Below are 20,050 nucleotides of genomic sequence, written 5' to 3' on the forward strand. Positions count from 1 at the left end.
AGACCAAAAGAGAATCACGGATATCATACAAAATATAAAGGCTGGGAAAGTTATTTCGGTATACCGGCAGTTAAAAAAACATAAGGATAAATTAACGGCGCCTTAATTGTATAAGTGAAGAAGAGATGTTATATTTGATTTAGACATGTATTTGAGCTTAGACAAGAGAGGTGCCTATTATTATGCGAATCAATGAAATTATAAAAGAACGCCGTCTGGCAAAAGGATTTACACAAGAGCAGATTGCGAATTATCTTGGGGTGACGGCTCCGGCTGTCAATAAATGGGAGAAAGGAACGTCGTGTCCCGACATAGTCTTGCTTCCGGCGCTTGCCAGGCTTCTTGATACGGATCTGAACACCTTGCTGTCTTTTCAGGATGATCTGTCGGAGAAAGAAGTTGCGCTGTTTTTGAATGAAGTGTCTGAAGCGGCAAAAAAAGACGGTTTTGAAGCGGGATATTCTCTTGCGATCGGGAAAATTAAAGAATACCCTACCTGTGATCTGCTGCTCGGTAACGTGGCGATGCTGCTAAACGGCCTGCTGTTGTTTCAAGGAAACAGAATTGATTCATATGAAAAATACGAAGAGGAAATCGAAGCTTTATTTCAACGGGTAATGCAAAGTGACCGGATTGATATCAGAGAACAGGCGCAGGCGTATCTGATCTCTAAATTGATGGAAAAACAGGATTATGAACAGGCCCAGAAAGTGTTGGATACGATTTCAAAAAAGAGGGTGCTCGACAGAGAACAGCTTCAGGCAAATTTGTACATTGCGCAGGGAGAGTTAGAAAAAGCGGCAAAGCTGACAGAAGAAAAGTTTTTGTCTGCCACAACCGAAATTCACGGGGCGCTGATGACGTTAATGGAGATCGCATTGAAAGAAAAGCGGATGGAAGACGCGGAATATATTGCGGATATCGACAAGCAGGCGGCGCAGGTATTTGATCTGTGGGAATATAATTCTTACGGTGCACAGTTTCAGCTTTATGTGGCTACGAAAAAAAGAGCGAAGGCGGTAAAGATACTTTTGCCGATGCTGAGATCACTTACGAAAAAATGGGATATTAACAGTTCGCCTTTGTATCGTCATATTCAGACGAAAGAAGTTGATAAGTCGTTTGGTTCGCAGTTACAAAAAGCGCTCGTTCAATCGATCGAAACAGATGAAGAGATGAAATTTTTAAAAGACAGCGAAGAATTACAAAGCTTTATAAAAGAGGCAGAGTTGAAGTAGATAACTGAGGAAAAGAAAAAAGCAGTTTTCCGATAGAGGTTTTGAAAATATAAAAACCTGAATTCGGGAAACTGCTTTCTCTGTATAGATGTCATAGATATCTTTATTACAGGCAGTCCTTATTTCCGACAAATAAAGTTCCCGCCTGTTTTCCGTTTACGATATCGTACAAAGCTTCAGGGTGTTTTCCGTTCGTCACGATCGTATCGATGCCCTGTGAAGCGGCAAGTTCGGCAGCCTGAAGTTTTGTCCTCATACCGCCTGTTCCGCGTCTTGATCCTGCGCCGCCTGCGAGAGAATAGACGCTTTCATCGATCTGGCGGATCTCTTTGATCAGTTTCGCGTTCGGGTGAAGGCGGGGGTCGCTGTCATAAAAACCGTCGATATCAGAAAAAATGACAAGTCGCTTAGCGCGGCAGAGAACGGATACGACAGAAGAAAGCATATCGTTGTCGCCGAAAAGTCTGTCTTCGGATTCAATTTCCTTATAACTTACGGAATCGTTTTCGTTTACGATCGGAATGACTCCCATTTCAAGCAGGGCGTCAAATGTGTTCGTTAAGTTTTCTTTCTTTTCTTCCTGCTCGATATCTTCTGCATTGAGAAGGATCTGAGCGACTGTTTTATCATAATCTCCGAAAAATTTATCATATAAATACATCAGACTGCATTGTCCGACTGCTGCGGCAGCCTGTTTCATACGCATGCTGTCCGGCTTTTCGTGCATATTCAGCTTGTTACGGCCGACTGCGATCGCTCCCGACGATACAAGGATGACCTCATATCCCATATTCTGGATGTCGGCAAGTGTGCAGACAAGGCGGTCGATGGCGCGAAGATCACTTTTTCCCGCGTCGTTTGTCAATGTGGATGTTCCCACTTTTACTACAATTCTGTTGTTGCAAAGTCCCATGATACTTATTCCTCCGGATTAAACTGTAAGCTGCCGTGTAAAAACGGTGATCGTATGCGTACATCTAACTAAAAAGAGCAGATGCAGAAACGATTTACTGTAATATAGTATCACGACAGAGAACGCATGTCCATGAAGAAAATAAAAATAATATAACGATAGTAACTTGAAAAATCAAAAGACAAGGGTGAACTGCCCATTGTCTGAAGCCGATGAGTTTCCTGTTTCAATCTTTTTTGCTGAGGGTGCTGTTGTGATATTCGGAAGAGTAGGTTACGTCTTCTTTGAGCCATGAAGGAGCCTGATAAGCTTTGGCAAACGCTTCATCGGGAAATTCGATCTCAGCGAGAACGAGAGGGGCAAGGTCGCCTTCAAAAATGTCCAGTTCAACAAAAAGGCCGTTTTCGATAGGGATGACATAGCGGGTTTTCGTAATGATCCTTCCGTCGGCTTTTAACAGGAGGTGATAGTAACTTTCTTTTGTGAGAGGAAGGTTGTACTCTTCTCTTACCATCATTCCTTTTGATTTGTAAGTAAGGAAAAAATCGTCATTATCTCTTCGGATACGGACGACCGGGGCAGTACATAGATAAGCCTGCTCGATCTTTCTGGCCGGATAATCTTTCGGATCAAACGGAAGATCGGAAAGATCTACAAGAAATTTTCGTTCGATTTCCATAAATATTCTCCATTCCGCCGCATTTTTGCGGCATAAATTTTATTGCAGCGGCGATGAGCCGGTTTTTACCTGTAAAAACTATGCAAGGAGCAATGCTTTGAGTTGAATTCGCCGCTGATTTTAAGCTATAATGATTATAGCAGAGCGAATGCGGAAAAGAAAGAAAAAGTAAAATACGGAGGTAGTAATTTGAAAGTATACATTTTTTTGGCGGACGGATTTGAAGAAATTGAAGGATTGACGGTTGTTGATATTATGCGCAGGGCTAAGATCGATGTGGAGACGATCTCGATTACCGGACAGAAACAGATTAACGGGGCACACAAAATCATTGTGGAAGCGGATCGGCTGTTTGAGGAGACGGATTTTTCGGATGGGGATATGCTCGTACTTCCGGGCGGAATGCCGGGAACGCTGAATCTGAAAGAGCATGAAGGCCTTCGGAATCTGATCGGTGAATTCGATAAGAAGAAAAAGTATCTTGCGGCAATTTGCGCAGCTCCGAGTATTTTGAGCGAACTTGGTATTTTGAAAGGAAGAAAAGCATGTGCATATCCGTCTTTTGAAGAAGGACTTGACTGTGCACAGGTCGTGCACGAGGCGGCGGTTACAGACGGACATGTTACGACAGGAAGAGGGATGGGAGCGGCGATTCCATTTGCTTTGAAATTGACAGAACTGCTCTGCGGAACAGAAAAAGCGAACGAGATCGCGGAATCTATCGTATATGCATAGACAGTCTGCAAAAATATTTTTCCCGTGTGTTTCATGTATGTCTGAACTTGGACGAAAAAATACTGGAAATATGCGGATGTGTATGCTATACTATGACAATGACTGCGAGTGTATATTTTTTTATAAGTGCGATATGACGAAGAGGCAGTTTTGAAGTCAGCACATTCAAGGAGGAAAAAAATGAGTTTACAGGTAGAAAGATTAGAACATAATATGGCAAAATTAACGATCGAAGTACCGGCAGAGGAAGTGGAAAAAGCGCTTCAGGCAGCTTATCTGAAAGAGCGCGGCAAGATCAGTCTTCCGGGATTCCGTAAAGGAAGAGTTCCGCGTCAGATGATCGAAAAGATGTACGGACCGGAAGTGTTCTATGATGAGGCGGCAAACCGCATGATCTCAGAAGCGTATGCGAAAGCATATGACGAGTGTGAGCTTGAGCTTGTGTCACAGCCGAAGATCGAGATCACACAGCTTGAGAAAGGTAAAGAATTTATCTTTACGGCAGAGGTGGCTGTAAAACCGGAAGTAAAACTCGGTGAATATAAAGGTCTGAAAGTTGATAAAGTTTCTACAAGAGTTACACAGAAAGAAGTAGATGAGGAGATCGACAAAGAGCGTGAACGCAATGCAAGAACGATCGATGTAACTGACAGAGCGGTTCAGGATAAAGATCAGATCACGCTTGACTTTGAAGGTTTTGTCGACGGAGTTGCTTTTGAAGGCGGAAAAGCTTCCGATTATCCGTTGACGATCGGATCCGGAGCGTTTATTCCGGGATTTGAAGATCAGTTGATCGGAGCAAACATTGACGAAGAAAAAGAGATCAATGTGACATTCCCTGAAGAGTATCAGGCGAAAGAACTTGCCGGAAAAGCTGCCGTATTCAAATGTACAGTGCATTCGATCAAGGCAAAAGAACTTCCGGAGCTCGATGATGAGTTTGTATCCGACGTATCTGAGAAGAGCGAGACTGTTGACGCATATAAGGCAGAAGTAAAAGCGAAGATCAAAGAGCGCAAAGAAAACGAAGGAAAGCAAAAGAGAGAAGACCAGTCTGTAGAGCAGGCAGTTGCCAATGCAGAGATGGATATTCCGGAAGCTATGATCAGCTTCCAGTCAAGACAGATGGTAGACGATTTCGCTCGCCGCATTATGCAGCAGGGTATGACGATGGAACAGTACTTCCAGTTTACAGGTCTTTCGGAAGAAAAGATGATGGAAGAGTTTAAGCCGGAGGCAGAGAAACGTATCCGCACAAGACTGACTCTTGAGGCAATCGTTGCAGCGGAGAATATCGAAGTTTCCGAGGAGCGTCTTGATGAGGAACTTCAGAAGATGGCGGATTCCTATAAGATGGAAGTTGATAAGCTTAAAGAATACATGGGCGAAAACGAAAAGAAACAGATGAAAGAAGACATTGCGATCCAAGAAGCAGTTACCCTGATCGCAAATGCCGCAGTAGAAGGTTAAGCAAGATACAAAGGTGTGCTGTATGGCGCACCTTTTTCAAAAAAATATGTATATGCAGCAGTTTGGCCTGTAGAACGGCCGTTGAAAACGGCGTTTATACAAACAATATTATAAGTGCCAAAGAAGGCTGACAGATTGAAAGGAGTATTGACCATGAGTTTAGTACCTTATGTCATCGAGCAGACGAGCCGCGGAGAGCGCTCGTATGATATTTACTCAAGACTTTTGAAAGAGAGAATCATCTTTCTCGGAGAGGAAGTAAACGATGTGTCCGCAAGTGTGATCGTGGCGCAGCTTTTATTCCTTGAGGCGGATGATCCGGACAAAGACATCCAGCTTTATATCAACAGCCCGGGAGGGTCTGTGACGGCAGGAATGGCAATTTATGATACAATGCAGTATATCAAATGTGACGTATCTACAGTATGTATCGGAATGGCGGCAAGTATGGGAGCGTTCCTTCTTGCAGGCGGAAAGAAAGGCAAGCGTTTTGCCCTCCCGAATGCGGAGATTATGATCCATCAGCCGTCAGGCGGAGCGCAGGGACAGGCGACAGAGATCCAGATCGCGGCAGAACACATTCTGCGTACGAAACAGAAATTGAATGAAATATTGGCTGCAAATACAGGACAATCACTTGAGACGATCAAGGCAGATACAGAGCGTGACAATTTTATGTCTGCCGATGAGGCAAAGGCGTACGGTTTGATCGACGAGGTGATCGCAAAACATTAATTTGGCTTTGAGGTGAAAGAATATGGCAGGAAAACCGACAGACGATATCGTCAGATGTTCCTTTTGTAATAAAACGCAGGCGCAGGTAAGAAAGCTGATCGCAGGTCCGAACGGCACATATATTTGCGACGAGTGTATCGGAATCTGTTCTGAGATCATAGAAGAGGAATTAGATTATAACGAAAGAGAATTGTTTGATGATATTAATCTTTTGACACCGGAAGAGATGAAAGCTTTTCTTGATGATTATGTGATCGGACAGGATGAGGCAAAAAAAGTACTTTCAGTGGCAGTTTATAACCATTACAAAAGAATTATGGCAGAACAGGATCTCGGGGTAGAGCTGCAAAAAAGCAATATTTTAATGCTTGGTCCGACAGGCTGCGGGAAAACGCTTCTGGCCCAGACACTTGCGAAAGTGCTGAACGTGCCTTTTGCGATTGCGGATGCGACGGCGCTTACAGAGGCAGGATATGTGGGCGAAGATGTGGAAAATATCCTTTTGAAGATTATTCAGGCGGCAGATGGGGATATTGAGAGAGCAGAGCACGGCATTATTTATATTGATGAGATTGATAAGATCACAAGAAAGTCAGAAAATCCATCGATCACCCGAGATGTCTCAGGAGAAGGTGTACAGCAGGCTTTATTGAAGATCATAGAAGGAACGGTTGCATCAGTTCCTCCGCAGGGCGGAAGGAAACATCCTCATCAGGAGCTGATTCAGATTGACACAACGAATATTCTTTTTATATGCGGAGGCGCATTTGAAGGAATCGACAAGATTATCGAGACTCGTCTTGACAGGAAGTCGATCGGTTTCAATGCAGAAATCGCGGAAAAGCATGAGTATGATATGGATGTACTTTTACAGGAAGTGCTTCCGCAGGATCTTGTGAAGTTCGGACTGATTCCGGAGCTGATCGGAAGACTTCCGGTGACGGTTACGCTTGACCTGCTTGATAAGGATGCGTTGATCCGCATTTTGACAGAGCCGAAGAGTGCGATCGTAAAACAGTATCAGAAGCTTCTTGAGCTGGACGGAGTAAAACTGGAATTTGATCGGGACGCTCTTATCGCAGTGGCTGAAACGACGCTGAAAAGAAAGACAGGCGCCCGCGGACTCCGTGCGATCATGGAAAAGATCATGATGGATACGATGTATCAGGTTCCTTCTGATGAAACGATTAAAGAATGCAGGATCACAAGAGATGTGGTAGAAGGAAAAGGCGAGCCGCTGTATCTTCGAGACGGAGAAGAGCGAAGATCTTTTTTGACATCGCAGAGCGCATAGCTGCGAACAAATATACAGAACATCGATAACTGTATAAAAGGGAACTGTGTAAAACGGGTGTGATGGGGGCATCACACCCGCTTTTTGCAACAGCGACGAGCCAAAGTCCTGGCTTGCCAGAGACCTTGGCGACTGCTTACAATCCCGGAACGTGCCTTTTGTCACTTCCGGCGATTGTTACTATGTATACGATAAAATGTCCGAAAAATATAAGACAGCGCAGGAAAAGATCTGCGCGATGAGATACAGCAGGAGGTTACAACATGGAAAATACGATAAAAAGCCTGCCGATGGTAGCTTTGCGTGGGATGACTATTATGCCTGAAATGGTTGTTCATTTTGATGTAAGCCGTGAACGGTCGGTTGCTGCGATACAAGAAGCGATGGCGGAAGAACAAAAGATTTTCTTGACTGCACAAAAATCGATCGACACAGAGGATCCTAAGATGGAGGACGTATACGAGATCGGCACGGTAGGAACGATCAAACAGATCATTAAACTGCCGAAGCATATTGTGCGTGTGCTTGTATCCGGCGAAATGCGGGGAAGACTAAAAGAGATTGAATATACAGATCTGTACTTACGGGCAAATGTAGAACTTCTTGATGATTCTGAAGAGATTCTTCCGGAAGATGTAAATACAGAAGCTATGGAGCGGGGACTGAAAGATATGTTTGTCAGTTACGCGGCAAAAAACGGAAAGATGTCTAAAGAAGCTGTTTCCCAGTTAGTCGAGATGAAAGGCCTGCGGAAACTGGTAGATGAGATTGCGGCGAATATTCCTCTTTATTACACAGATCAGCAAGATATATTGAATGAGACGGATCTGCTGAAACGATACGAAAAACTAGCGTTTAAACTTGTGAATGAAGTGCAGATCATCGATATCAAAGAAGAGATACAGCGGAAAGTAAAAGAAAGAGTCGATAAGCATCAAAGAGAATATATTTTGCGCGAGCAGTTAAAACTGATCAGGGAAGAACTCGGAGAGGAATCGACCGCATCTGACGCAGAAGAATTTGAAAAAGAACTGAAAAAGTTAAAAGCGCCGGAAGAAGTAAAAGAAAAGCTGAAAAAGGAAATCGGGAGATTTAAAAGTTCTTTGAATTCACCGGCGGAGAGCGGTGTGATCCGCACATATATAGAAACTCTGCTTGAGATGCCGTGGGACCGCTCTACGCAGGATCATAATGATCTGGAATATGCCGGCATGGTACTGGAAGAAGATCATTATGGGCTTGAACAGGTGAAAGAGAGAATCTTGGAATTTCTGGCAGTACGTGCGCTTACAAAAAAAGGAGAAAGTCCGATACTTTGTCTTGTGGGACCGCCGGGTACGGGAAAAACATCGATCGCAAAATCGCTTGCACGGTCTTTGAAAAGGAAATATGTCCGCATTTCTTTAGGCGGAGTCAGAGATGAAGCGGAAATACGAGGACACAGAAGAACATATGTCGGAGCAATGCCGGGGCGGATCGCTAACGGACTTCGGACTGCGGGAGTAAAAAATCCCGTCATGCTTTTGGATGAAATCGACAAAGTGAGTACAGACTATAAAGGAGATACGTTTTCGGCTCTTTTGGAAGTGTTGGACAACGAACAGAATCATAAGTTCAGAGATCATTATCTGGAAGTTCCGCTTGATCTGTCGGAAGTGCTTTTTATTACGACGGCAAATACGCTGCAGACGATTCCGCGTCCGCTGCTTGATCGTATGGAAGTGATCGAAATCAGCAGTTACACGGAAAATGAAAAACTCCATATTGCCGAGGAGCATTTGATTCCGAAACAGATAGAGAAGCATGGTCTGACTCCGAAGCAGATTACGTTCAGTAAACATTCAATCTGGAAGATAGCAAGAAATTATACGAAAGAAGCCGGAGTGCGCCAGCTTGAACGAGAGATCGGAAATGTGTGCAGAAAGGCTGCAAAAGAAATCTTTACGACAGAACGAAAAAAAATTGCAGTGACAGACCGAAATATCCATCGTTTTCTCGGAAAAGAGAAGTATACTTATCAGATGGCAAATATCGCTGCGGAAGTAGGAATTGTCCGGGGACTTGCATGGACAAGCGTCGGAGGCGATACGCTTCAGATCGAAGTCAATGTAATGCCGGGAAAAGGAGAACTTATGCTTACGGGGCAGCTCGGAGATGTGATGAAAGAATCTGCCAGGACGGGGATCAGTTATATCCGTTCGGTAAGTAAAAAATATGCCATTTCGCCGGATTTTTTTGAAAAACATGACATTCATGTGCATATTCCCGAAGGCGCAGTACCTAAAGACGGACCGTCGGCAGGAATAACAATGGCAGTGGCGATGCTCTCGGCAATTACAGAAAAGAAAGTCAGGGCAGATTTGGCTATGACCGGAGAAGTGACGCTGAGAGGGCGCGTGCTGCCTATCGGCGGTTTGAAAGAAAAGCTTCTGGCTGCAAAGAGCGCCGGGATAAAAACGGTGCTCGTTCCGAAAGCAAATCAGGCGGATGTAGAAGAACTTTCGGCGGAGATTACAAAAGGAATGGAAATTCTGTTTGTAGAGAGCATGGATGAAGTGCTGAAGGCGGCTATGGGCAGAAAACGAAAATGAAAGGAAGTTCATTATGGTAATCAAAAATATTAATCTCGAAACAGTGTGCGGAATTACGAGTACGCTGCCGGAAAATGACAAGCCGGAAGTCGCATTTGCCGGAAAATCAAACGTAGGAAAATCTTCCTTGATCAATGCTTTGATGAATAGAAAATCTTACGCTCGTATTTCGGCGACACCGGGGAAAACACAGACGATCAATTTTTATAATATAAATGATGAAATGTACCTTGTCGATCTTCCGGGATATGGATATGCCCGTGTTTCGGAAAAAGAAAAAGAGCAGTGGGGGCGGATGATCGAGCGTTATCTGCACAGTTCCAAGCAGTTAAAAGCAGTATTTCTTCTGATTGATATCAGACATGATCCGTCGGCGAACGACAGAATGATGTATCAATGGATCGTAGAGCAAGGTTATCATCCGATTATCATTGCGACAAAGCTTGACAAGATTAAGAGAAGTCAGATACAAAAACATGTAAAAATGCTTAAACAAGGTCTGGATCTTGTTCCGGGAACAAAAGTGCTACCTTTTTCCTCGGTGTCGAAACAGGGAAAAGAGGATATATGGGAACTGATTGAAGCGGAATGTTTTAATGTGGAGGCGCAGGATGGAGAATAAACGTCCTTATTGGCAGGTCGGCATACGGCTGCTTTTTAGTCTGGCAGCGACGGCTGCATTTGTGATCATCGGAATAAAAGCGATCGGGTTTCTTATGCCGTTTGTGATCGGATGGATTATTTCCGCAGTGGCGGCTCCGCTTGTAAACTGGCTGGAAAAGCGGCTGCGTATAGTGAAAAAGCTTGGTTCGGCGTTGATCGTTATCCTCGTTCTAGGAGGAATCGTCGGTATACTCTATCTTGGCATCAGCCGGCTCATTCTGGAAGTCGCCAGCTTAGTCAGAGATTTTCCGTCGATATATGCACAACTGGAAAGCGGGTTGAGTCAGATCGGAGATACTCTTTCGGGAGTATTCGATAGGCTTCCCGAGGTTGTGCAGAACGGATGGAACACAGTTGCGTCGAATCTTGATCAATATATGGGAAAAGTTGTATCGGGAATCAGTGAACCGACTGTATCTGCCGCAGGAAATATTGCAAAAAGAGTTCCGTATTATCTTGTTTCGTTTGTCGTAGCTATTATGTCGGCATATTTTTTCATTGTTCAGAGGGAAGATGTGCTTGCATGGCTGAAAAAAGTTGCGCCTGTATCGGTTCAAAAGAGGATGACTCTTGTTTCGGATAATTTAAAATATGCATTAGGCGGATATTTTAAAGCGCAGTTTAAGATTATGGGAGTCGTATTTTTGATTTTAGCGGCAGGACTTGGATTTATGGGCATCGGATATTTTGTTCTTGTGGCATTTTTGATCTCATTTCTTGATTTCCTTCCGTTTTTCGGAACCGGAACAGCGATGATACCGTGGGCTGTGTATCAGTTTTTTATGGGTGATTACAAGATGACGGTATCTTTGGTCGTCCTCTATGTGATCACACAGGTTGTAAGACAGCTCCTTCAGCCGAAAATGGTTGGCGACAGTGTCGGACTGAATCCGCTTGTTACCCTGCTGCTTTTGTATGTAGGCTATAAAGCAGGAGGATTACTCTGGATGATCTTGTCAGTGCCGGTCGGAATGGTTTTGATCAATATGTGTCAGGCAGGAGCATTTGATTATATATTTAATGATGTTGAGATTCTTGTAGAAGGCGTTTTAGGTCTTCATGAAAATGAGGAAAAGATACAGGAAGAAAAAAGGAGGAATTGATGACAGAAACATTTGAGAAAAAAGGAATGACTTTGATAACAGACAGCTTTGTGTGCCGTACTTTGCAGTTTCAAGAACGGTTGGAAAAGCTTTTATATGACATACACACAGAATTTCCGGAAAAAGTTTATTCATTGGAACTTCTTTTTGAGAAATTTTCGGGATTTTTGAAAACGGATATGGACGATGGGGGAAGATTCGACGCGCTGATCAAAGCGGCGGCGGAACTTACAAGTCAGGAAGCGCCGCGTTGGGAAATGATCGCAGGATGGCTGCTTGATTTTCGCTTTTCGGAAAAATTGAAAGAAGAAGAGAAATCGATCGGGATTTCAGATCTGTATGAAAAGATTGTTTACCTGACAGAAAAAGGACTGTACGGTTCTTATATCATGGAAAATTACTCAAAAGAAGAGATCGTAGAAGCGGAGAGTTATATATGCAAAGAAAGAAACAGGCTGTTTAACTATTCGGGATTGGATCTTCTCATAAAGAGATATGTGATCTCAACACATCGGCATGTTCCGCTGGAGAGTCCGCAGGAGATGTTCTTAGGGATTGCCCTTCATCTTGCGATGAATGAGAAAAGAAAGATCAGACTTATGTGGGTGAGAGAGTTTTACGATATGCTCTCTAAATTAGAAGTGACAATGGCGACTCCGACTCTGGCAAATGCAAGAAAGCCGTTTCATCAGCTTAGTTCTTGTTTTATTGACACTGTTCCCGACAGTTTGAAAGGAATTTTCCGGTCGATTGATAATTTTGCCATGGTAAGCAAATACGGCGGCGGAATGGGGTTGTATTTCGGGAAAGTACGTGCATCGGGAAGTATGATACGAGGATTTGAAGGGGCGGCAGGCGGAGTGATACGCTGGGTCCGCATCGTGAATGATACTGCGGTTGCGGTAGATCAGCTTGGGGTAAGAGCGGGAGCGGTCGCGGTATATCTCGATGCATGGCACAGAGACTTGCCGGAATTCCTTCAGCTTCGGACAAATAACGGCGATGAGAGAATGAAAGCGCACGATGTATTTCCGGCAGTCTGTTATCCGGATCTGTTCTGGAAAATGGCAGGAGAAAACCTGGATCAGGACTGGTATCTGATGTGCCCGCATGAGATCATGACGGTAAAAGAATATTGTTTGGAAGATAGTTTCGGAGAAGAATGGGAGCGCCGCTATTGGGATTGTGTTCATGATGCAAGAATTAAGAAAAGGACAGTTCTTTTGAAAGATCTGATCCGTCTGATCATCAAATCAGCGGCGGAGACCGGAACTCCGTTTGCATTTAACAGAGATACAGTGAACCGTGCGAATCCAAACCCTCACAAAGGAATGATTTATTGTTCTAATCTTTGTACGGAAATTGCGCAGAATATGTCCGCGATTTCTACGGTTGAAACAAAAATACAGACAGAAGACAAAGACACAGTAGTCGTCAATACAACAAAAGCAGGAGAGTTTGTCGTCTGTAATTTGGCGTCTTTGTCACTTGGTAACCTTCCGGTAAATGATCCTGCATATGTCCGTAAAGTTGTGCGTACGGTTGTCAGGGCGCTTGACAACGTGATCGATCTGAATTTTTATCCTGTTCCCTACGCAAAGATCACAAACCATACATATCGATCTATAGGTCTTGGGGTAAGCGGATATCACCATATGCTTGCGAAAAATAAGATCAAATGGCAGTCGGAAGAACATTTGGCGTTTGTTGATAAATTGTTTGAGCAGATTAATTATGCGGCCATTGAAGCAAGCAGTGATTATGCGAAAGAAAAAGGTTCTTACCGATATTTTGAAGGATCGGACTGGGAGAGCGGAGCCTATTTTGAAAAGCGGGGATACTGCTCGGATGAGTGGAAGGAGCTAAGGGAAAAAGTACACAGACAGGGAATGAGAAACGCATATCTTTTGGCGATCGCGCCGACAAGTTCCACTTCCATTATCGCGGGAACGACAGCGGGGATCGATCCGGTTATGAACAAGTATTTCCTGGAAGAGAAAAAGGGATCTATGCTTCCCAGAGTTGCGCCTGATCTTAGCCCGGAGACGTATTGGTATTACATAAACGCACATCATATTGATCAGAATTGGTCTGTACGCGCATGCGGAGTCAGACAAAGACATGTGGATCAGGCTCAGTCGATGAATTTTTATATAACAAACGATTATACAATGCGCCAAGTGCTTAACCTGTATTTAAAGGCATGGGAATGCGGCGTAAAAACAGTATACTATGTAAGGTCAAAATCGCTGGAAGTAGAAGAGTGTGAGTCTTGTTCTTCCTAGAAAACAAGAAGTCGCTTTTTGCTGCCGGCAAAAAGAAAAAGGAGACGACTATGCAGCAATTTGATATAAAAAAACCGCTTCCGCACAAACCGCTTTTTAATCCGGACGGAGATACGGACGTACTGAAACGCCGCATGATCGGCGGGAATACAACTAATTTAAATGATTATAATAATTTGAAATATACATGGGCATCCGAATGGTATCGTCAGGCAATGAATAATTTCTGGATACCGGAGGAAATCAACTTGTCGCAGGATATAAAAGATTACCCGAATCTATCGCCGGCGGAGCGGAAAGCCTATGATAAAATTTTGTCCTTTCTCGTATTTCTTGATTCGATTCAGACGGCAAATCTGCCCTGCGTCGGAGAATATATTACGGCAAATGAAGTGAATCTTTGTCTGAACATTCAGACGTTTCAGGAATGTGTACATTCACAGTCATATTCTTATATGCTTGATACGATCTGCTCGCCTGATGAAAGAATGGATATTTTATACCAGTGGAAAACAGACGAACATCTGTTGAAAAGGAATACATTTATAGGGGAATGCTATAATGAATTTCAGGTAAAAAAAGATGCGCGGACTTTAGTGAAAGTGATGATGGCAAATTTTGTTCTGGAAGGGATCTATTTCTTTTCCGGTTTTATGTTTTTCTATAATTTGTCCAGGAACGGAAAAATGCCGGGATCTGCTCAGGAGATCCGGTATATTAACAGAGATGAGAATACGCATTTATGGCTTTTCCGTAATATTATCATCGAACTTCGCAAAGAACATCCGGAGCTGTTTGACGATCATATGGTGTCAGAGATGAAAGAACTGCTTATGGAAGCGGTTCGCCAGGAAATCGAATGGGCATGTTATGTGATCGGAAATGAAGTGCCGGGATTGAACGAAAAGATGATAACAGATTATATCCGTTATCTCGGCAATCTGAGATGGAAAAGCCTTGGATATGCCCCGATATACCCGGGATGTGAAAGAGAGCCGGAGACAATGAAATGGGTATCTCAGTATTCAAACGCCAATATGGTGAAGACGGATTTCTTTGAAGCACGCTCGACGGCTTATGCGAAATCAACAGCATTGATCGATGATCTTTAAAATTTTAAACGATTTAAGAGGCGCTTGAAAAAAGAAAAGTTCTATGCTATTATGAAAAAGTATTATCGGCAGATAATGAAAGAATAAGATGAGAATTTGCAGGAGGTATTATCATGAAAAAATATGTGTGTGACGTATGTGGATACATTTATGATGAAGAAATCGGCGATCCGGATAACGGAGTTGAAGCAGGAACAAAATGGGAAGACGTTCCGGAAGATTTCCTCTGTCCGCTTTGCGGAGTAGGAAAAGATGAGTTTTCCGAAGTAGAGTAATCATAAACGGCAGAGACATAAAAACGAGGAAAGGCGGTTCTCGGAAAGTGATTCCCGGAGAACGGTCTTTCTTTTTGTGCTGTCGCGTATACGTCAAGTGATATTGAAAAATGTTTTTGCATATTTTGACCTCTGAATTTTAATAAAGAAACTAAAAAAGAGAAAAATAAAAACAATGAGAAAAACAACAAAAAAGAAAGGGAAAAGAAAATGAGCAGATATGATGTGATTATTATCGGCGCCGGACCGGGAGGAATCTTTGCGGCATATGAACTTGCAAAAAAAGCGCCGGAACTAAAAGTCGCTGTATTTGAAGCGGGGAATTCTCTTGAGAAAAGAAAATGCCCGATAGACGGAAAGAAGATAAAAAGCTGTATTAACTGTAAAACTTGTGCGATCATGAGCGGTTTTGGAGGCGCAGGGGCATTTTCAGACGGAAAATATAACATTACAAATGATTTCGGCGGTACACTGTATGAATATATCGGTAAAGATACTGCGATCGACCTTATGAAATACGTCGATGAGATCAATCTTGCCTACGGCGGAGAGGGAACAAAGATGTATTCTACTGCGGGAACGGATATTAAAAAACTTTGTATTCAAAATGAACTGAAGTTATTAGATGCTTCTGTGCGGCATTTGGGAACAGATATCAATTATATTGTATTGGAAAATCTATATAAAGAGCTGAAAGAAAAAGTAGAATTCCGGTTTAATTATCGTGTGGATGAACTGGAGGCGGTTGACGGCGGCTATCGTGTGATAAGCGGGGACAGTACAGACGAGTGTGAGGAGTGTATTATTTCCGTAGGAAGAAGCGGAAGCAAATGGATGGAGAAAGTGTGCGAAAGTCTTGATATCGAGACAAACTCAAACAGGGTGGATCTAGGTGTAAGAGTTGAACTTCCGGCAGTGATCTTCTCCCATCTGACAGATGAACTGTATGAAAGTAAAATTGTGTATCGTACGGAAAAGTTTGAAGATAAGGTAAGAACATTTTGCATGAATCCCTACGGTATTGTTGTAAATGAGAATACAAACGGAATTGTGACAGTAAACGGTCATAGTTATGAAGATCCGAAGAAGCAGACGGAAAATACAAATTTTGCTCTTCTTGTGGCGAAACATTTTTCGGAACCGTTTAAAGACAGCAATGGATATGGAGAAAGCATAGCACGCTTATCCAATATGCTCGGCGGAGGCGTGATCGTGCAGCGCTTCGGAGATCTGACAAGAGGAAGGCGAAGTACGGCAAAACGTATTGAAGAAGGATTCGTGCGCCCGACACTGTCAGCGGAGCCGGGAGATTTAAGTCTTGTTCTTCCGAAACGTATTTTAGACGGAATCATTGAGATGATCTATGCTCTTGATAAGATTGCGCCTGGTACGGCGAATGACGATACGCTTCTCTATGGTGTGGAAGTGAAGTTTTATAATATGGAAGTGAAGTTAGATGAGCATCTTGAGACAAATCACAAAGGATTATATGTGATCGGGGATGGAAGCGGAGTGACTCACTCTTTGTCCCATGCTTCTGCCAGCGGAGTTTACGTTGCGCGTAGTATCGCAAAAAGGAAGTAAGAGATTATGATAAAATTACTTGCAATCGATATGGACGGAACATGTTTAGATCAGAGAAGCCGTATGACGGACAGAACGCTGGATGTACTGCGAAAAGCTGCGAAAGCCGGGATTACGGTTGTTCCGTGTACGGGACGAAATTTAGGGTGTATTCCGCACAGGCTGGCGGCAGGTGTGCTAAGGGAGAGCAAAACCGAAGATGACGAAAAAAACAAAGATCTGTTTCGTTATGTGATCACTTCAAACGGAGCTATGGTGACAGATGTAAAAGAAAAGAAGACATTGTTCAGGGCTCTGATAAAAAAAGAAGATGCGCTTTCGATCCTTTCCGACTGCCGAAAAGAAAAATTCGGCATTGCGGCGCATGTAAGACACCGCTATTTTGCTCAGGGAAAGCTTTTTACTTCGGCAGGCCGCATTGTTTACGGGAAAGATGCAGCGGCGGTTTGCTGCGTGAGAAACATGGAAGAGATTCTTTCAAAAAGTGATTGTGATGTAGAAGAACTTCAGTTTTATTTTCCTACGTCAAAAGAAAAGGAAAAATTAAAAGAGATCCTTTCGGTGTATCCTCAGGTGAAAGCTGCGTATACCGGGATTTATGCCGAAATATTTTCAAAAGATGCGTCCAAGGGGAATGGCCTGAAAGCGCTTTCTGCTCATCTTGGCATAGAGAAAGAGGAGATTGCCTGCATCGGAGACGGGGAAAATGATTCATTCATGTTTGAAGAATCCGGTTTAAAAATTGCTATGGGAAATGCAGAGGAAATGTTGAAACAACGAGCAGATTATGTAACGTCGTCGAATCGCCATGACGGAGCTGCGGAGGCGATTGAAAAATATATCTTATGAAAAGTTGGTTCTATAGTTGGATCAGGGTTCAGGCGGCAGTTTTTTATCGCCTGAACCCTGAACTGGCTTATTTTACGTTTAAAATAGATTTGACATGTTCGATTTCCTGCATAGATGCTTTTTCGGCAGGAACATAATAACTTTTTCCCGTGCGGCAGTGTACATTTTTTCCTGTGCCATCTCACACTGATTGCGGATCTGTTTTAAGCATTGTTTTAATTCTTTGTTTTCTGTCTGTGGGATCATATCTCCGAACATTTTCAGTTCACCGTTAATTCCTACAAGAGCATCTGAAACCAGTGTCTTTTCATCCATTGTGTTCACCTCGTTCTGTAATGATTTTGATTGTTTGTCTCATGAAAATTGTGGAAGATTACAGGAATTTCATCAGTTCCTGTTTATTTTTCATAGCGGAATCAGCCGCTTCCTGAAAAAGCTTTTTGATTTCCGGATCTTCGGCTTTTGAAGCATAATCTGTCATTTTACAGTGGGTAGTGGAATATCCGCCGATAAGATGACGAAGGTTTTGAAGATCAAGGATTGATATTTCTGTCATGAATATAACCTCCTTTATAAATAATATTTCAGGAAATAGTATGTCCGGAATCTTTGCTGTTTATAAGTGAATGTGCAATAAATTCATGGAAAAGAGAACGCATTTCAGGCGAGGTGCGATACATGCACTCGGGATGCCATTGAACTCCGAGGGCGAAAGGATGTCCGGAAAGTTCGATTGCCTCAATGACGCCGTCCGGGGAACGGGCGCTGACACAGACGTTTCTCCCGGGTGTTTTGACAGATTGATGGTGGAAACTGTTCACATAAATGCACGAGCCTACAAATTGTTTGAGCTTTGAGCAACGTTCGATTTTGATGCGGTGGCTGACATCTCCTCTGGATGCGGACTGCTGTGTGTGGTTGAGCGTCGGCTGTGGGATAAGGGAAAGATCCTGCCAGATTGTTCCGCCGCAGGAAACATTTAAAATCTGCATTCCTCTGCAGATTGCAAGGACAGGTTTTCGGGAAGCCAGAACGCGCTTCATGAGACGGATTTGAAAAAGGTCTACCGTAATGTCTGTTTTTCCGTTTCCGTTTTGCGGTTCTTCTCCGAATAAAAGAGGGGTGATATCTTCGCCTCCGCAAAAGAGAAATCCGTCGCATAAACTTACATAGTCATCGATCATCCTGTCGCTTCGCACAAGAGGGATGAGGAGAGGGATTCCTTTGGCGTAACGGACGGATTGAATATAAACATTTGGTACAAACTGCCGATTCTCATTGAATCCGCATATGATGATGCCGATTTTAGGATGCATATAGTCTCCTTTTGATGTATTATTTTGCAGAAGGCCGCCGATTGTACTGCGCTTGTGCTATAGTCAGAATATGTAAAAAGAGAACTGCTTATACATAAGAGAAGAAAATAAAAATTTGAAAAGAGGAAAAGCTATGAGATGGATCGATATGCACTGCGATACGGTGAGCGAGATTTATAAAAACAGAAAAGGAACGCTGATGAAAAATACATTGTGCGTAGATATGGAACGGCTTGAAAGAGCGGGAGCGCAGATGCAGTTTTTTGCGTGTTTTGTAAATTTAAAAGATTACAGAACAGATCTGCGGTATGCAGATGAAAAGAAAACAAAGAATCCGGGTATCTATATACAAAATGCAGATGGAACAGGTGAAGATAAGGAAAGTGAAGACAGAGCATATAAGGCGGTTCGCCGGATGATCTCATATGCCAAGGAAGAAATAGACAGATGTAATCAGGCGGATCGGAAAATAAAACAACAAAATACATGTTTTTTGAACCCTGTGCTGACGGTAGAAGAAGGCGGTGTCCTTGGAGGAAAAACAGAGCGGATCGATGAATTGTATGAAGAAGGCGTCCGTCTGATGACGTTGACATGGAATTATGAAAATTGTATCGGCAGTCCAAACAGTGCTAATAGAAAAGTGATGAGAAAAGGGCTGAAACCATTTGGAATAGAAACTGTCAGGAGAATGAATGAGCTTGGCATGATTGTGGATGTGTCACATTTGTCGGACGGAGGTTTTTATGACTGCGTTAAGTACAGTGAATTTCCGATCGTGGCATCTCATTCAAACGCAAGATCTCTTTGCCTGCATCCGCGGAATCTGACAGATGAAATGCTCCGCCTTCTTGGAAACAAAGGAGGAGTGGCAGGAGTGAATTTTTATTCTGCATTTTTAAGAAAAGAAGGAAGAGCGGAAATTTCTGATATTGTAAAACATATTTTGTACATGATCGATAAAGCCGGAGAAGATGCGGTTGCGCTTGGGACGGATTTCGACGGGTTTTCAAAAGAAGCGCTTCCGGGAGAGATTCGGGATGTGGAAGATATGTGGAAATTGTGGGAAAGGCTGGAACGCGCGGGATTGACGGGGAGACAGATTGAAAAATTTGCATCCGGAAACATTTTGCGGGTTATGAATGACGTGTTGCGGAAAAAGTAAAATTAAAGAAAACTTAGGATTTTGTTTAAAGAAAAGAAAGCTG

The 20,050-nt window shown here is 43.2% G+C and carries 18 protein-coding genes and 1 pseudogene; 14 read left to right on the top strand and 5 right to left on the bottom strand.

From position 1 onward, the window contains the following. The first annotated feature begins 182 nt into the window (after positions 1-182). Positions 183-1,238, top strand: a complete 1,056-nt coding sequence (locus RUMTOR_RS02745) for a helix-turn-helix domain-containing protein (protein WP_004845544.1) — start codon at positions 183-185, stop codon at positions 1,236-1,238. 106 nt (positions 1,239-1,344) lie between these two features. Here RUMTOR_RS02745 and proB read toward each other — a convergent pair whose 3' ends face one another. Beyond that, positions 1,345-2,151, bottom strand: a complete 807-nt coding sequence (proB, locus tag RUMTOR_RS02750; RefSeq protein ID WP_004845545.1) for a glutamate 5-kinase — start codon at positions 2,149-2,151, stop codon at positions 1,345-1,347. Positions 2,152-2,377: 226 nt separating this feature from the next. After that, on the bottom strand, positions 2,378-2,830 hold the full coding sequence (locus RUMTOR_RS02755; protein ID WP_004845546.1) for a CYTH domain-containing protein: 453 nt from the start codon (positions 2,828-2,830) through the stop codon (positions 2,378-2,380). 102 nt (positions 2,831-2,932) lie between these two features. On the opposite strand from RUMTOR_RS02755, the gene RUMTOR_RS02760 reads away from it, so the two are divergent. From RUMTOR_RS02760 to RUMTOR_RS02815, 12 genes are all read left to right on the top strand, one after another. Then, complete coding sequence (locus RUMTOR_RS02760; RefSeq protein WP_009242284.1) at positions 2,933-3,565, top strand: DJ-1 family glyoxalase III; 633 nt, start codon at positions 2,933-2,935, stop codon at positions 3,563-3,565. 180 nt (positions 3,566-3,745) lie between these two features. After that, entirely contained in the window at positions 3,746-5,035 is a 1,290-nt protein-coding gene (tig, locus tag RUMTOR_RS02765; protein ID WP_004845548.1) for a trigger factor, read from the top strand. Positions 5,036-5,188: 153 nt separating this feature from the next. After that, a complete protein-coding gene (gene clpP, locus RUMTOR_RS02770) occupies positions 5,189-5,770 on the top strand; it encodes an ATP-dependent Clp endopeptidase proteolytic subunit ClpP (protein ID WP_004845551.1) in 582 nt (193 codons plus the stop codon). A gap of 22 nt (positions 5,771-5,792) precedes the next feature. Beyond that, positions 5,793-7,064: an ATP-dependent Clp protease ATP-binding subunit ClpX gene (gene clpX / locus RUMTOR_RS02775; protein ID WP_004845552.1), complete on the top strand. Its 1,272-nt coding sequence runs from the start codon at positions 5,793-5,795 to the stop codon at positions 7,062-7,064. Positions 7,065-7,327: 263 nt separating this feature from the next. After that, complete coding sequence (gene lon / locus RUMTOR_RS02780; protein WP_004845554.1) at positions 7,328-9,655, top strand: endopeptidase La; 2,328 nt, start codon at positions 7,328-7,330, stop codon at positions 9,653-9,655. A 13-nt stretch (positions 9,656-9,668) separates the two neighbouring features. After that, positions 9,669-10,277 carry a ribosome biogenesis GTP-binding protein YihA/YsxC gene (yihA, locus tag RUMTOR_RS02785; protein WP_004845555.1) on the top strand — a complete coding sequence of 203 codons (609 nt, stop codon included), beginning with the start codon at positions 9,669-9,671 and terminating at the stop codon, positions 10,275-10,277. Further along, the gene (gene ytvI / locus RUMTOR_RS02790; RefSeq protein WP_004845556.1) at positions 10,267-11,421 is read left to right on the top strand and encodes a sporulation integral membrane protein YtvI; all 1,155 of its coding nucleotides are present in this window, start codon (positions 10,267-10,269) and stop codon (positions 11,419-11,421) included. Before yihA ends, ytvI begins: the two co-directional genes overlap by 11 nt. A gap of 26 nt (positions 11,422-11,447) precedes the next feature. Then, on the top strand, positions 11,448-13,706 hold the full coding sequence (locus RUMTOR_RS02795; RefSeq protein WP_242647682.1) for a ribonucleoside-diphosphate reductase subunit alpha: 2,259 nt from the start codon (positions 11,448-11,450) through the stop codon (positions 13,704-13,706). 50 nt (positions 13,707-13,756) lie between these two features. Beyond that, positions 13,757-14,818: a ribonucleotide-diphosphate reductase subunit beta gene (locus tag RUMTOR_RS02800; RefSeq protein ID WP_004845558.1), complete on the top strand. Its 1,062-nt coding sequence runs from the start codon at positions 13,757-13,759 to the stop codon at positions 14,816-14,818. A gap of 113 nt (positions 14,819-14,931) precedes the next feature. Further along, complete coding sequence (rd, locus tag RUMTOR_RS02805) at positions 14,932-15,093, top strand: rubredoxin (RefSeq protein WP_004845559.1); 162 nt, start codon at positions 14,932-14,934, stop codon at positions 15,091-15,093. A 210-nt stretch (positions 15,094-15,303) separates the two neighbouring features. After that, positions 15,304-16,677 carry an NAD(P)/FAD-dependent oxidoreductase gene (locus RUMTOR_RS02810; RefSeq protein WP_004845560.1) on the top strand — a complete coding sequence of 458 codons (1,374 nt, stop codon included), beginning with the start codon at positions 15,304-15,306 and terminating at the stop codon, positions 16,675-16,677. 6 nt (positions 16,678-16,683) lie between these two features. After that, positions 16,684-17,526 carry a Cof-type HAD-IIB family hydrolase gene (locus RUMTOR_RS02815; RefSeq protein WP_004845561.1) on the top strand — a complete coding sequence of 281 codons (843 nt, stop codon included), beginning with the start codon at positions 16,684-16,686 and terminating at the stop codon, positions 17,524-17,526. Between the two features lie 67 nt (positions 17,527-17,593). Here the strand turns inward: RUMTOR_RS02815 and RUMTOR_RS02820 are convergent. The 3 genes and pseudogenes from RUMTOR_RS02820 to RUMTOR_RS02830 all read right to left on the bottom strand — a co-directional run bounded on the left by RUMTOR_RS02820 (position 17,594) and on the right by RUMTOR_RS02830 (position 18,842). After that, positions 17,594-17,841, bottom strand: a pseudogene (locus tag RUMTOR_RS02820) (spore coat protein). A gap of 58 nt (positions 17,842-17,899) precedes the next feature. After that, positions 17,900-18,082: a ferritin family protein gene (locus RUMTOR_RS02825; RefSeq protein ID WP_004845564.1), complete on the bottom strand. Its 183-nt coding sequence runs from the start codon at positions 18,080-18,082 to the stop codon at positions 17,900-17,902. Between the two features lie 28 nt (positions 18,083-18,110). Next, positions 18,111-18,842, bottom strand: coding sequence for a gamma-glutamyl-gamma-aminobutyrate hydrolase family protein (locus RUMTOR_RS02830; protein WP_004845565.1), 732 nt, complete (start codon positions 18,840-18,842; stop codon positions 18,111-18,113). Positions 18,843-18,975: 133 nt separating this feature from the next. Here RUMTOR_RS02830 and RUMTOR_RS02835 point away from each other — a divergent pair, with 133 nt between their 5' ends. Beyond that, complete coding sequence (locus tag RUMTOR_RS02835) at positions 18,976-20,007, top strand: dipeptidase (RefSeq protein ID WP_004845566.1); 1,032 nt, start codon at positions 18,976-18,978, stop codon at positions 20,005-20,007. Positions 20,008-20,050 lie beyond the last annotated feature (43 nt).

This window comes from [Ruminococcus] torques ATCC 27756, from assembly GCF_000153925.1.
Classification (GTDB): Bacteria; Bacillota; Clostridia; order Lachnospirales; family Lachnospiraceae; genus Mediterraneibacter; species Mediterraneibacter torques.